This window comes from Psychrobacter sp. DAB_AL62B, assembly GCF_028895345.1.
Classification (GTDB): Bacteria; Pseudomonadota; Gammaproteobacteria; order Pseudomonadales; family Moraxellaceae; genus Psychrobacter.
In genome coordinates this window covers 21,525-35,417 of record NZ_SAXC01000010.1, presented here as the reverse complement: position 1 = coordinate 35,417, position 13,893 = coordinate 21,525, and the positions used below count along the sequence as shown (strand labels likewise).

Here is a 13,893-nt window from a genome sequence, read left to right as displayed (position 1 = left end):
TAAACTTATTGTGTTGTTTTAACTAATATTATATTGATCTTGTCCTTTAACGTTTGTATAGCATTGTTATATCTGGTTTTTATCCCCATAAATATAAATACAGTAACTATAACTATAACCCCTCTAATAGAACGCTTCTTTTAGACTATTAAGGCGGGTATTGATGGCCAATTTTTTATGAATGACTTTCTATGATTGATTTTTTATGATAAATCTTAATACTGCACTTATTATCGATACCGAAACCGATCAAGGTCGTGACCCACGACCTATTCAAGTGGCAACGATTAACGTAGCTACTGGCTTTGAGTGGATGAAATACTTTAATAGTGGACGCTCAATATCATCAGTCGTGATTAGAATTCATGGTATCACTGATGATGATGTGGCTGGGCTTGAACGTTTTGAATTGGAAGAATTTGAATTACCGGAATATTTAATTGGTCACAACGTACGTTTTGATTGGCGTGTTATTGGCAGTCCATCGGCCAAGCTGATTTGTACTGTTAGGCTGGCGCGCGTTGCCTTTCCAGAATGGAGCGCTTATGGTCAGTCTAAGTGTATTGAGCAGTTATTGGGCAAGGGTGAGGCGAGTAGGATGACGATTGCGGCTCATGACGCGTTAGGTGATGCGCGCATGTGTTATTTGCTCTATCAGGCTTGTTGCGAGCGTTTAGAGATTGCGCCGACTGATTTTGTGGCTGCCCATGCTATCGCCAACAAAGCCAATCCTGTGAGTAAAATGCCCTTTGGTAAACATAAAGGACAGCTGATTAGAGAAGTGCCCATCAGCTATGTTAAATGGATGCTCGGTAACATCCATAATATGCAGCCGTCACTTTATTCTGCATTGACTAAGCGTATCAAGGCAGAAGCGGAGGCGGTAAACTCGACAGATTAAATAGCTTGATTTGGCGTTAAATAGAATATTGAATCTATTGCTGTTTGTTCAACCAATCAACGGCCATTTGCCACAACTCAGGTGCTTTGACATTGGTTCTACGACTAAAATAACGCATATGACCGATACTTTTTAGGCCAAAGTCTGTAGGGGCAAAAAAGCGCTTTTCTACCGGCATCTGCGTAAAGACGCGAATCATATCATCCATATTTTTGCTGTTGGCAATTTCATCATCGCTAAAACCTAGCCACAATGCTTGGATGTCAATCTCATCATAAAAATGGCGATGTATGCTTTTGCCAAACGCCGTCTTGATATAACCTGCGCCATTACACCACTCGCGCCATTGACGAGCAACGCCACGTGGTAGCGGTTCGCCCATGCCGATTTTATCCGAAGGCGTATAACCTAATGCCAAGTTCGTGAGTGGAATAAAAGCATCCATAAAACCCATTGCCTTGAGCTTATAAGGCATATCCATGTTTTTAATACGACCTGATGAGCAGGCAACATTAAATACTGAGGCGATAGCTTTATAATTGGGCATCAAACCAATCAGCTGACCACCCGCGCTATGACCGATTAAGTGGTAAGTGGCATTGGTAAACTCGTCCTGCAAAGCATCGAGGACGGCTGGCATGTCATGACGGCCCCAGCTGATTAAAGAAGCATCACATTTTGCCAAATCGCATGAAAGCGACTCACCGATACCTTCATTATCAAAAGTCAGTACACCAAAGCCACGCTCTGCCAAATAAGTGGCAAAATTATGATAAAACTGACGTTTGATACCTGTTGCTGGCGCTATCATCAGCGCTATTTTTACTTCATTTTCAGGGCGATATACGGTCGCCGCCAATGCTTGATTGCGATCAGTCATTATGCTTAATGAGTAAATGTCTATTTGAGTATTGGTAGAGGTGCTTTCCATGGTTGAACCTTAATATATTTTTGTCGTTCTTATGAGCGAGTTTTATTGATACATAAAAAGTGTTAATTTGCCATAAGCTGCCAATGTGTAGCCTTAAAAATGTAGTAATTGCGTAGTGATAAATCGTTGCTACCGCGTGATAGCATTGCTTATGTTAAAATAAATCTCAGTAGGGAAGGCGTTCAAATATGACTTCTAAGTTCTATTGCAGTTTATCTTGCATGATATTATCCATAAAGACTCGACTGAATCTTTAATTAAAATATTCAATACGTACGAATAAAGATGCTTTAATAAACAAGTTCTCAATAAAAACAATCGATGTGAAAATTAAGGAAGCTATATGCAAATGAAAATTAACAATAACACTTATGAAGTTATTACTAGCCAAGATATTACTCATATTGAAAAAGCAGTGGATAAATCAATGCTTACCATGCCATTAGTAGCGGTGTACTGCGGTTCACGCTTGGGCAATAATGAAGTATATGAGCAGGCAGCACGCGAGCTTGGTAGTGCTTTGGCAGACAACGGTATGGGTCTGGTTTATGGCGGTGCGAGTATCGGTTTGATGGGTGCGGTCGCGGACGAGGTTATTCGAGGCGGTGCACAAGCAGTCGGTGTGATTCCAACTTTTATGCTAAAGCATGAGATTGCCCATGAGCAGCTAACTCGCCTACATTTGACCGACACTATGCACACGCGTAAGACAGTGATGGCAGAATATGCTGATGCCTTTATCACCTTGCCGGGCGGGCTTGGAACATTAGAAGAAATTATGGAAATTGCTACATGGCGCCAGTTGTATCAGCATGAAAAACCGATGATTATTCTTAATATCAATGGTTTTTATGATCGTATGATTGAGCATTTAAAATATACCGCTGAACAAGGTTTTATGAAGCGAGAAGATCTTGAGCGTTTGGTGGTTTGTAATACGATTAATGATGCCATTGACCTGCTAAAAACACTGGTAAAAATAGATGACGCTGTCAACACTGAAAAAATGGTTGGCAACTAAAGGCTAGCGTAAGGGGTATTTATGACAGTATCCTGAAAGAAAATAGCTTTATATAAAAAAGGAGAGAATGACTCATGATTAGTCATTCTCTCCTTTTTTTTGATTGGTTTTTAGAACAGCTCCTGACTAATGCTATTGCTAAAAAGCTATTAGTCACTGGTAAGTTATTGCATTTCAGTGACGTTTAAATCATCTAAAGTCATCTCGCAAATACCGTGATTCACGCCCGCCATCGCCAGCGGAAAACCGCGTTCTTCAGCCAAGGTACAGGCAAGTGTATCAATAGTTATACTATCGTTGTGCGCTAGATACGCCCACTTATGAGCATAACGATTCCGATTTGCTTGCGTATCATAATCAAGCAAACCAAGCTCCGTCAACTCATCGACAATTTGATCCGCCGCTATCAAAGTCGATGACGCTTTGACATTTTCAGCGCGCGCATAGCGTATATTAGAATATAGACTCACATCGGCGACTCGTAAGGTATCATCTTCACCGGGAATTTGTTGCCCACCATATAAGGCATTACCAACGCTACGCGCACTATGGAAGGTTGGTACAAACTCAGCCACATAATCAATGGCTTGCTGGCTACGCGCTTGTAGAGGCGCTTTATCCCAGCCATCTTCGATATAGTGTACATATTGTTGTGGCAATTTAGGTTGGGCGCTGTCTTTACTGGAAGCGACCAATCCATCATCGAACAGCGTGATAAATTTACTCATCCCATGTATCTGAAAATAGCCACCCGGATAAGGGGTTAGCTGCGCCATACCTTCTGGTGTACCGCGATTGCCATAGACGATAATCTCTGGTATCTGTCCGCCAGTGTCACCCCAGTGGGTAATATAAGAGGATTTAAACTCGACCATGCGTGTGACTTTTACGCCGACCATATCGTCGATCACACCAGTACGAAAGCCACAAGCATTGATTAAGTAATCCACTTCGATAGATTTAAATTCGCCATTAGATTCAGATTCACGTTCGGAACTGGCAGCTTGCTGATAATCAATACGCCACTTAGTAACATGATGGTCAGCGTTTGAGCAATTTTCACAATCGACAGGCATCACTTGCTTAACCTGAGTGTCAGTAAAGATATGGGCATGCTCATAACCTTCTAACGCCAATTGTGCAGAGGCAGCCAAGCGAAAAATATTCCAACCGTATTCTTGTACGACAATAAGTGGAAATTTGACTTTATTCAAATCCAGATATTTCGCGACCGGTATCATCCACTCGTCAACCGTATGTGGTACTGCAACTTGTTCACGCTCAGACAGCTCAATCAGCTGTTCATGATTATATAATTGATAATAATTTTCAGGTTCGCCCAGTACTTTGTTATTAGCATCTTCGGCGATAAGCTTGCGATAAGCATCGGTCAATATGTCGAGACGCGGCAGCAAATCTTGTGGCAAGCCTTCATCGCGAGTCGGAACGGCAAATACCGTTGGGCGTACATCGATGGTATAAGGATAAAGACGTAAAATATCGATGCATTGTTCGAGCAGCGCGACGCAGTCTTCGTCAGGAATTTCACGGTATAAATTGCCACCGGCATGCAAATGGCACATCGGTGGACCATCGATTAACGATTTGTTTTTTTCAAAAACATAAGTCTCAAGCCCTAACGCCGCAAGGCGGATAGCGATGGTTGCCCCTGCCGTACCACCACCGAGAATACCAACGCGTTTGGTGGAGTGCGCTTTATTTATCATAAAAGAGTGAGTCATTTTCGTGTTCATATCCTTAATAGCATTTGCATCAAGTGTCACTTAAAATGTTGATTAAAGTGGTACTTGGCATATTCATTAGGTGGCTTATGCATATTGATATGCGTGCAGAGCCAGACAAGTTCAACCGTCATATTAGGCCGCAATGGTCATATTTTCCATTGTGTAGTAATTCTTAATTTTCATAGCCTTATTGTACGAAAAACTACAAGTAATATGATGGCAAATACGTAAGTGGGTACATGAGTTTTGTCAACAAGCAACACCGCAATTTTCCAATATTTCAAACCTACAGTTTTCCAATATCTAAAAGTAGTCAGTGGAGCGGCTTATCAATTAAATTAAGTGTTTTAGTTTGCTTGTTTTGTAATCTTTATGAGCTTTTGTAAATTTATATATTGCTATAAACGACTACTGTTTTGGGTATGTTATATTAAAAGTGCTTCAAATCAGGTTTAAGTAGTCTTTTAAGCTGCCTTAAATCATAAGATGACAAGAAAATACCTAACAAAAACTTATTATGACCATAACAAGGAAGTTATATTATGAAACATATACTTATCTTATCTGTTCTTTCAGGAGCGTTAGCGCTTAGCGGTTGTTCGACTTTTAACAATATGTTTGGCAATGACGATTCTGGCATGCATGATGTGCAAGCTACCAATAAAAACACCGCGCCAGTCGCTAGCAAATACGGCATGTTAGTCGATGCTAGCAACCATATGACCTTGTATACCTTTGATAAAGACTCAATGAATAAATCAGAATGTGGCTCTGCGTGCTTGGTTGCTTGGCCAGCGTTTTTGGCACCTAGTAACGCAAAAGCTTCGGGACAGTTTGCCGCTTTTAAACGCGAAGATGGCAAATATCAGTGGGCAATGAATGGTAAGCCTTTATACTTCTATGCCAATGATACTAAGGTTGGCGACAAAGATGGCGACAATAAACTTGGTGTTTGGCATATTATTAAAACCGCCAGATAAAGTTTAACAATAACTTCATTTGTATAAAAAAAGCAGCCTTTTAATGGCTGCTTTTTTTAATGGTTTTTTTAATAGTCGATTATTTTTTAACAATAGCAATAGAGTACAGTTTTAGATATGACGCTTTTACTTTCAACAGATTATAAAGTTAATAGTAATCAGTCTGAGTTATTTTATAAGTTACTTTGCTTTATTTTTTGCAGTGGCTTTTTTCTCGACCAATTCACCATCGATTTGAATCGGTACTTCAGTTGTGATGCCACTTGCAAAAGCCGTCATGCCATAAGCAGCACGGTCAATGATACCGGTCGCGCGAAAACCAATAACAGGCTCTTTGGTCAGCGGACTATTGGCAATTTTGTTTAAAGTCACATCTAGGGTCAGCGGCTTGGTTTGACCTAGCATGGTAAAGTCGCCGGTGACTTTGGCTTGCTGTGGGTTTTTGAACGTGACACTGGTAGATTTAAAGGTCATGGTTGGATATTTTGCCACATTAAAAAACTCATCCTTTTTTAAATGAGCATCACGCGCATCCCAATTGGTATCGATGCTATCAGTTGCAATGCTAAAGTCCATACTGGCTTTATTAGGTGCTTTGATATCGTAATTGACCGCACCTTTGACATCATTAAAGTGACCCATGGTGGTCGAAAATCCTAAATGATTGACAGAAAATCCGACGCGAGTGTGCGAGTCATCTAACTGCCACTGAACTGGCAGCGCCGCACTTGCTAAAGTAGCTGCCGTAAGAGCGGATGTCATTAGTAAAGTTTTTACTGTTTTTATTAACAAAGAGGTTGCCATTTTATATTGTCCTTTAGGAAGTTTTTTATAAGTTACTATCATATGAATAGCTATCATATAAATCACGCTTATCACCGTAGTGTTTATTAGCATGACGCTTGTCATTTATAACGTATTCATCGTTGAAAGTCAGTAGGTTTATTAAAAATAACTTAACAACATTAGGTGAATACGGGTCATTAAGTAATCAATGATGATACTCAAGCGATATCTTTAGGCTCTGTTATTATTTAGTAATGTCACTTTAATATTATTATCCTAGCCCCGACGTGCTTGCATCAAACGCCAAAAACCGTTAAAATCCCTCTTTAATTTTCCCGCTGGGGAAAGGCTAAGAGAGCGGAAGTGTGGTATTGGGTGCTGGAATAAGCCAGTGATGCAGTTGCCAGACTGATAGATGTCCTTAGTGCCTCAGTTACGTATGCCCAGTCTGACGATTATTCTGATATGTCGTCAATCTACTTGTGTATACATCGGACATAGAGAGATTATTATGCGTAAAGATATCCATCCTAATTACCAAGAAGTTTTGTTCCATGATACTAACGCTGACGTGTTTTTCTTGACTCGTTCAACCGTTAAAACCAAAACCACTCGTGAATACGAAGGGTCAGAATATCCGTATTATCCACTTGATATTTCAAGTGCGTCGCATCCGTTCTATACGGGCGAGCAACGTAAAACTTCTACTGAAGGCCGTGTTGCTAGCTTTAACAAACGTTTCGGTGCTTTCGGTGGCCGTAAGAAAGCTGCTGATACTGACGCTGCAGAATAAGTCATACATATTGCGTGACATTATTTTGAGGATACATTGCCTCAAGCATGCACTGTTATAGTATCAAGAATATAAAAAAACCGCTGATAACTCAGCGGTTTTTTTTGGTTTTTTGAGATAGGTTTTAGATGGTTTTCAGCCATTAAACTCAGCGCTGGAAGGGTTCAGCAACTGTGTAATCAGCTCTGCTAACTGCTGTGCCCAATAGCCATACATCAGGCTACTTGGATGAAAACCGTCACTGGCGAACATCACTGCGATATCGATTGGCGTGCCATTAGAGTGCTCTGCTATCATTCTCTTAAAGTCAGTCGCCATGTAAGTGACACGGTCATGAGCAGCACAGACTTGCTGTAACATCTCATCAAGGATTGCCGCTTTAGCACCCACAAAGTTACTGAGTGGGGCAGGTATTGCAGGCATTTGAGCCATCGGTGGTAAACTTAAAAAAATCAATTCTCGCACGCCAAATTTACGCTGAGCGATAGCAATAATGTCTTCGATTTGCTGTTGCCATTTATCCACAGAAACACTCGTCGTTGTATCATTGACACCGACACTCAGCACCATCACATCAATAGGCTGGCTAGGAGCGGGAAGGACATAAAGCCTACGCAAGATATCAAAGCTGGTATGTCCGGTAGTCGCTTGCAAAGACCAGTTCAGCGCATCAAACTGCGTATGAATAGCGGGCTGCTGCTCCAAGATTGGCATCAGCTTGCCAGCGAGCGCCTCTTGCTGCGTCTCACTGCCAACACCAGCCGCCGCCGAATCACCAACGATCATTAGGTTTAAGGTTTGTTTGCTATCATTTTTTGACGTATTAATAGACTTGTTTAGTTGAATATGTCCGTGCCTTTCACCATTTGGCTCAAGGAGGCGAACAGTATCACGCTTGATTTTGCGACCTTGATAAAGATACACAGGCGCAAGTAGCACATCCTTTGCAACAGAGGTTATTTTATTCTGTATTTTTTTAGTCGCTACCATCCTGCACGCTCCCGAATAGTGGTTAAATTGTCTTCAACCAATAATTCGCCATCGATATAAACATCACGTAATAGGTTGTCTACATCAGTGGCTAAATCATCAGCTTTGATGGTTTTTAGCTGTCCGTTACTATCTTTAACCAAGGCTAAGCGCCCTTTTTTTGAGCGTTTTGAGCGGCTGGTTACGGGGTCTTTATAAATATCTTTCCATATACCATCGATAGAGACGGCACTGGCCTTCATCGCCCAGCTCATCGTATCGCGGTTGACTTGTTGCAGTAGTCCGCCACCCATACCGAAAGTAACATTGTCGGTACTAAAGCCTGCCTTCATTACTACCTCAATAATCTTACTTAAGCTTTGCGGACTGATACCATCGCCTTGGATAACGCGTACGTAGTCAGGCAGTACTTTGTAGCCTTTACTATTAATAGTCGTGCCAAATTTCACCGCCAAACGCTCTAAGGCTTCGCGAACGACTTTAGCAGGATCACCACTGTCTGGTCTGATAACCAAAGTGCCGCCCATATTTTTCACATCTTCTTTTAAGCTACCACCCCAAATATTATCAATGGCATTCCATAAGTCGTAGCTATCAGAAACCACAGAAAAACTTTTACCTGCACCGCTAAATTGTTCAATCATATTGGCAAAGGCGGCGGTCTCACCATCACGTCCCCATGCAGTCATGGTACTGTGTTCAGCAGCAGGAATAGAGAATGCAGGCATATCATTGCCCATACCATACCAACGGCTGGCAGCGACCAAAGCAGTCATGGAATCGGTACCTGCAAAATTGACCAAATGTGCCAAGCTGCCCAGTGCGACTGACTCTTGACTAGACGCACCGCGTGAGCCGAAATCATGTAAACGGAAAATAAGCGATTTAGTATTGTCCGCTGATTTTTCCAGCGCTTGGCGAATGATGCCTTTGCAGTAATGCGAGACACTAGCGACCGTTGATGGATACCAAATCGCCCGTAATAGCGCTGTTTCGATATAGCTTGGTAGCCAGTAAAACTCAGGATCGGTATTAATGATTTGGCAGACCACGTTGGACACCGGCACGATGCTGCCTTCAGGTATGGCTTCGATACGTAATGGCAAATAACCACCGTGTTTATCGACCAAACGCTCCCAGCCAGCACGATTAAAGGTCAAACCATGCGCTTGAATGACCATTTCGGCTTCATCGATATCTTGATGGGTAATTGGGGTGCTAAGGTATTCTTTGATAAAGGCTTGTAAGCCAAAAAATACCACGTCATAGTCGCCATGTCGCGCTTCGACATAGCTAGACATATATTCGCTGCCAGCTGGATATTGTACCCAGTGTGAGGTTTTATAGCTGTCGCTATTGAGAATTAAATTATTAAGATTACTAGTATACATCACAGAACTCCTCTGCTTTGAGATACCGCAATGGCTGCGGCGATTAGCCTCTGCCGTCTATCGGCTCGGGCGGAAAAATTGATAAAGTTAGATCAATGATTTTCAATGAAAACTAACGATTAAAAATTGAGTTGTACAATACCTTACAGTCCAACCATCTTCATAATAATCGCATAGTGATCTTCGAACATCATCTTAGAATCAAGCTCAGCAAGCGGCAGCCAAAAAGCTTGTGCGGCGTCGTCACCACCCTTAACTTTTGGTAAGCCTTTTGGGTCATTTTTAAGCTGAAAATAAAACGCTTGCGTGATGGTACGACCACGTGCTGAGCGATAGGGATCGTCAAAGGTATGTTGACTGTGGCGCGAGCCACGCAATACGGGTTCAGGAACTTTTAGGCGGGTCTCCTCGCGTAGCTCACGGATACAGGCATCAAACAGGGTCTCTTTTGGGTTAAGAAAGCCACCCGGCAATGCCCAAAGCCCGCGCCCCGGCATACTGCGCCGCTCTACCAAAAGAATGTGTCCGGACTGCACTACCAAGGCGTCGGCAGTCATGAATGTCGGTGGATAAGGGGCAGATTCCCATTGTTTTTTATACTTATCAATAAAGCCTGCTTCTTCATGAAGCTGCTGATATTCGGCTGTTTTTTTGAAATCGTTTAATATTTTTCGAGTCGATTCTGGGGTGCGCTCAGGAGTAGGTGTTGCGCCCATCAGATAGCTTTCACGAATAGGCGTTGCTGATAGATTATGATAACTAGGAACAGAAATGGATGCCCAGTGAGGGAATAGTGATAAGTAATAGGAGGAGTTATCTTTAGAATGCCCGATCAAACCGATATTGCTTTGCAAGTCACCGGTGACCGATCTTACTCCAGCCTGTACGTATTTTAGCCAGCGCGTGTCATTATATAGCGCATCATCGAGCGCCACGCAGTGAATACGTGCGGCCTCATCTTTAGAATAAGCGCCTTTAATCATTGCTGTGCGCTCAGCAACCGAAAACGGATTGCGTAAGCTGCGCGGTAGATTGGCCGAACCGATAAGTATGATTACATCATCTGCGCGCTTTAACGCCTCGTCAATAACGGCTTTATGGCCGCTATGGAACGGCTGAAAACGACCAATAAATACCAAATAGCGATAATGTTTGGCGTCTGTTTCATCTAAATTAATGGCGCTTTCTGCTTGGCTTTCTGCTGGATTTTCTATTAGGTCATATTCCGATAATCTACTCATAAACGCCAACTCCGTGCGATACATTGATCAATTACTATCAATTATTTATTTATTCAAAATTGTACAATGGCGCTAATACTGACACAGCATCTAACTTGCTGACAAGTACAAAGATGTTTTATAAGGGTTAATTGTCACTGAATCTTTGAGCTTGATAGAAAGAAGCTAATGTTAGCGGCTGTGCTTGTCAATCCAAGCGGCAACCGTTGGCCAAATCTCTTTGGCAGCATTACGGCTGGTCATGATACGGCTATGAGTATAATCATCCGAATCGCCATTACTAAGCGAATATTCGCGAAAGACGTTAGCAGGGTTGTTGAAGTCATTGAAAAGCAACTGACAACCACGCGTGGGGGAAATGAGCTTGTCTCCTTTGGCACTAATCGCATAAATAGGGGTAGTAATCTTTGGCATATGCTGTCGGTAATCAAAAAGCTCAGTATCAGCCATAACTGTTTGCGCTGTACTTTTATGAGAGGTGTGTTTATTGTTACCACTTTCATTGTTGCTTTCATTATCGCTTTCGTTAATGTCACTTTGTTTGATAAAAAAGCTACTGTTAAAATTTCGATGCAAATTCCAGTCATACCATTGCTTCATCGTATGGTAGCTTTCGTTAATTGGTCCCATATTGAGCTTTTTGGCAGGGATGTAGCCAAATAGTCGGGTAAAAATTTTGGCTGTGAGGATTCTAGCGTAGCTGATGGGGTTCAATGCAGCGCCATAGGCTTGGCAGGCAAACATGCTGATGCTATTTATTTTATCGATATAAAGTGGATTTTGGATCAGAAACATGGTCAATCCAATGCCGCCGCCGCTATGGGTGACGCAGTGCAAGTTATCCAGTTTTAACTCATCAAAAAAATACCGAAAGGTGGCGTCGAAATCATAAGTTGCGATGGTCTCAAAATTAAACTTATCTTTTGGTATTTCGCTCGCGCCATGACCACGCCATTCCATGATATAGCAACGATGTCCAAGAGCTGCCAAGTATTCAGCGATTCTTAGACAGGTTTTTTTATCTGAAAATGTACCATGTGTTAAAAATATGTTTTGTGCTTTATGAGCAGAAAGATTAGATACATTATGGCGTTTTTCGCTATCGAAAATCTCCCAAATAGCGATTTGCATATGATCCTTAGTGGTCACTAGTTTTAGATTTTCTGTCAACATAAAGGTGTCTCTTTAAAGTCAGCGCATTCTCATGAGAAGATGCTGTAAGTGTTCAGTAGGTTATAGCATAACTTATTTATTTCCCATGTGAGTTTTATCATAAGCATCCTAATCACAAGCATAAAAAAACTGCCAATAGTCATTCAACCATGGGCAGTTTTTTTATATCTATCGAACCAAAAACTAGCTTTCTTTACTAAACTCATTGAATGACGCGACAGCTTCAGCGGCATACATCATTGAAGGACCACCACCCATATAGATACACATACCCAATGTTTCAGCGACCTCCTCTTCAGATGCGCCAAGCTGTACTAAAGCTTTGGTATGGAAACCGATACAGGCATCACAGCGCGCGCCAACTGCCAATGCTAAGGCAATAAGCTCTTTGGTTTTTTTGTCCAGAACGCCATCAGCCGTTGCCGCTGCACCAAGTTGCGAGAACGCTTTAGTGGTTTCAGGGATATGCTTATGTAGTTTTGCTAAGTTGGTTGAAACGTGTTTAGTGATGTCTTTAAATGATTTGCTCATGGGATGCTCCCTGTTAAGCGAGATTAATTAGTACACTAATAAATATAAGTTTGACAGTTTTCAAATTGTTATATTTAATTATAATATATAAAATTATATATTAAATCAAGCTACTGACTGAATTTACTTAACTGAAGACTGAACTGATGCGTTCATCGCGGTGTTATTTTTGAAGCTAAAGCATCTGACACGCCAAACGAGTAGGGACAAAAGGCGTTTATAAAAGATATTTTTTATAAACTTGATAAGTAGGTTTTGGGTCTTTATATAGAATGAAGAGCAAAAAGATATAGTGGCTTATTTTCTGACATTTTTTTATGTTTCTTCAATACTTTTCGATAGCAGTTTTAACCGTTCAAACGCACTATTTAAAGGGCGTTATTTAAAAGTTACTATCTAAAAGCTACTATTACCTTGGTCTCAATGTCTTTATGTTAGGTAGCAGAGCAGTCATTAGAGAAGTCAATAACCAGTATTTGTCGGAGTCAGTGCTAATTCACACTGGCACAGTCGGAATAGTCGACCAAGTGCGCTATAATGAGTAGTATCAATAGACAACCATCACCGTCAGACAAATAAAATGATAAGCCAAAATGATGGACGACTCCATATAACTCCACCTCACATTACATTTGACGACACAGTAGACGTGACCAATATAACGCTTGTGTCATAACACATAGGAAGCATTATGAGTGAACACAATTCAACTGATACTCAAGTAGACCCTGCTGCCGATTACGAGTCAGCGTTAGATACTGAGCAAGCTGAGACCAAAAGTAACATCACCATCACTGAGGCCGCCCAAGGTTATTTGGCGGATTTACTATCTAAGCAAGATACCGATGGTATCGGTGTACGTATCTTTGTTGAGCATCCAGGGACACCGCGTGCTGAGTGTTGTATGGCTTATAATCAGCCGGGCGAAGAAGACAGTGCTGATTTAAAATTTAGCTACGATAATTTTTCTGCTTTTATTGAAGCGGCGTCAGTGCCTTATCTAGAGGATGCCGTCATTGATTATAATAAAGACCGTTTTGGTGGTCAGCTGACCTTCCGTGCGCCAAACTCTAAAGTGCCAAAAGTGGGTTCGGATGCCAGTGTTGAAGAACGCATCAACTATGTATTGCAGTCTGAGATTAATCCAAGCTTAGCCGCGCATGGTGGCGACGTGCAATTGCTTGAATTGATTGAAGAAGAAGGTATTGGTCTGACCGCTGTATTGAAATTCGGTGGCGGTTGCCAAGGCTGTTCGGCGGTTGATATGACGTTGCGCCAAGGTGTCGAAGTACAGTTGAAACAGCAAATACCAGAGCTGACTCAAGTAATTGATGAGACTGACCATACACGTACTGAAAATGCTTATTATAAATAACAGTTAAATAACCGCTAAATAAAAAATGCAGATGG

At 41.7% G+C, this 13,893-nt stretch carries 13 protein-coding genes; 5 read left to right on the top strand and 8 right to left on the bottom strand.

Going from position 1 to position 13,893, the window contains the following annotated elements:
• Positions 1–205: 205 nt before the first annotated feature.
• Positions 206–901 carry a putative quorum-sensing-regulated virulence factor gene (locus EPB74_RS11525; protein ID WP_274904272.1) on the top strand — a complete coding sequence of 232 codons (696 nt, stop codon included), beginning with the start codon at positions 206–208 and terminating at the stop codon, positions 899–901.
• Positions 902–935: 34 nt separating this feature from the next.
• Here the strand turns inward: EPB74_RS11525 and EPB74_RS11520 are convergent, their stop codons facing one another.
• Complete coding sequence (locus tag EPB74_RS11520; protein WP_274904270.1) at positions 936–1,832, bottom strand: alpha/beta hydrolase family protein; 897 nt, start codon at positions 1,830–1,832, stop codon at positions 936–938.
• A gap of 343 nt (positions 1,833–2,175) precedes the next feature.
• Here EPB74_RS11520 and EPB74_RS11515 point away from each other — a divergent pair, with 343 nt between their 5' ends.
• Positions 2,176–2,853 carry an LOG family protein gene (locus EPB74_RS11515; protein WP_079692710.1) on the top strand — a complete coding sequence of 226 codons (678 nt, stop codon included), beginning with the start codon at positions 2,176–2,178 and terminating at the stop codon, positions 2,851–2,853.
• Positions 2,854–3,017: 164 nt separating this feature from the next.
• Here the strand turns inward: EPB74_RS11515 and EPB74_RS11510 are convergent, their stop codons facing one another.
• Complete coding sequence (locus EPB74_RS11510) at positions 3,018–4,580, bottom strand: FAD-dependent oxidoreductase (RefSeq protein ID WP_274904268.1); 1,563 nt, start codon at positions 4,578–4,580, stop codon at positions 3,018–3,020.
• A gap of 560 nt (positions 4,581–5,140) precedes the next feature.
• Here EPB74_RS11510 and EPB74_RS11505 point away from each other — a divergent pair.
• Entirely contained in the window at positions 5,141–5,578 is a 438-nt protein-coding gene (locus EPB74_RS11505; RefSeq protein ID WP_089554489.1) for a COG4315 family predicted lipoprotein, read from the top strand.
• Between the two features lie 180 nt (positions 5,579–5,758).
• On the opposite strand, the gene EPB74_RS11500 is transcribed toward EPB74_RS11505, so the two are convergent.
• Positions 5,759–6,382, bottom strand: coding sequence for a YceI family protein (locus EPB74_RS11500; RefSeq protein WP_274904267.1), 624 nt, complete (start codon positions 6,380–6,382; stop codon positions 5,759–5,761).
• Positions 6,383–6,875: 493 nt separating this feature from the next.
• Here EPB74_RS11500 and EPB74_RS11495 point away from each other — a divergent pair, with 493 nt between their 5' ends.
• Positions 6,876–7,157: a type B 50S ribosomal protein L31 gene (locus EPB74_RS11495; protein WP_011281173.1), complete on the top strand. Its 282-nt coding sequence runs from the start codon at positions 6,876–6,878 to the stop codon at positions 7,155–7,157.
• A 135-nt stretch (positions 7,158–7,292) separates the two neighbouring features.
• Here the strand turns inward: EPB74_RS11495 and EPB74_RS11490 are convergent, their stop codons facing one another.
• The 5 genes from EPB74_RS11490 to EPB74_RS11470 form a co-directional block, all read right to left on the bottom strand.
• On the bottom strand, positions 7,293–8,147 hold the full coding sequence (locus EPB74_RS11490) for an SGNH/GDSL hydrolase family protein (protein WP_274904265.1): 855 nt from the start codon (positions 8,145–8,147) through the stop codon (positions 7,293–7,295).
• Complete coding sequence (locus EPB74_RS11485; RefSeq protein ID WP_274904264.1) at positions 8,141–9,538, bottom strand: nicotinate phosphoribosyltransferase; 1,398 nt, start codon at positions 9,536–9,538, stop codon at positions 8,141–8,143. The genes EPB74_RS11490 and EPB74_RS11485 overlap by 7 nt, the downstream gene beginning before the upstream one ends.
• Before the next feature lie 143 nt (positions 9,539–9,681).
• Positions 9,682–10,779 carry a bifunctional nicotinamide-nucleotide adenylyltransferase/Nudix hydroxylase gene (locus EPB74_RS11480; protein WP_274904263.1) on the bottom strand — a complete coding sequence of 366 codons (1,098 nt, stop codon included), beginning with the start codon at positions 10,777–10,779 and terminating at the stop codon, positions 9,682–9,684.
• A gap of 171 nt (positions 10,780–10,950) precedes the next feature.
• Positions 10,951–11,952: an alpha/beta fold hydrolase gene (locus tag EPB74_RS11475; protein WP_274904262.1), complete on the bottom strand. Its 1,002-nt coding sequence runs from the start codon at positions 11,950–11,952 to the stop codon at positions 10,951–10,953.
• Positions 11,953–12,135: 183 nt separating this feature from the next.
• A complete protein-coding gene (locus EPB74_RS11470) occupies positions 12,136–12,483 on the bottom strand; it encodes a carboxymuconolactone decarboxylase family protein (protein WP_079692703.1) in 348 nt (115 codons plus the stop codon).
• Between the two features lie 691 nt (positions 12,484–13,174).
• Here EPB74_RS11470 and nfuA point away from each other — a divergent pair.
• Positions 13,175–13,858 carry a Fe-S biogenesis protein NfuA gene (nfuA, locus tag EPB74_RS11465; RefSeq protein WP_079692702.1) on the top strand — a complete coding sequence of 228 codons (684 nt, stop codon included), beginning with the start codon at positions 13,175–13,177 and terminating at the stop codon, positions 13,856–13,858.
• Positions 13,859–13,893 lie beyond the last annotated feature (35 nt).